The sequence below is a fragment of the Microbispora sp. CSR-4 genome, assembly GCF_008033685.1.
In the GTDB taxonomy this organism is placed as follows: Bacteria; Actinomycetota; Actinomycetes; order Streptosporangiales; family Streptosporangiaceae; genus Microbispora.
In genome coordinates, this window is the sequence record NZ_VJVX01000335.1 from 1 (window position 1) to 277 (window position 277).

Sequence of the window (277 nt, forward strand, 5' to 3'; positions counted from 1 at the left end):
CGGTGGGGTCGGTGGTTTCGGGGTCGGTGGGGAGGGATTCGGCGCTGACCACGACGAGGAGCTCGGCGGCGATCTTCTGCTCCAGCAGGGCGATCAGCGCGTCCGCCTGACGTACCGTCAACGGGCGGTCATCCCCCTGAGCCCTCAGCTTGGCGTACGCCTGCAACAACGCCATCAACCGGGCACCGGCCTCACGCGGCAGGTAGAACTCCCCTTCCACGCCGCCGCCCTTGCCCGGGCGGACCCGCAGGAACCGCCGCCCGTAATCGGCCCGCTC

1 protein-coding gene is annotated in these 277 nt (G+C 70.8%); it reads right to left on the bottom strand.

The genetic code is table 11. From position 1 onward, the window contains the following. Window positions 1-277: DUF222 domain-containing protein (locus FLV34_RS40045; RefSeq protein WP_147945655.1), on the bottom strand; the 277-nt coding region annotated here is incomplete at both ends.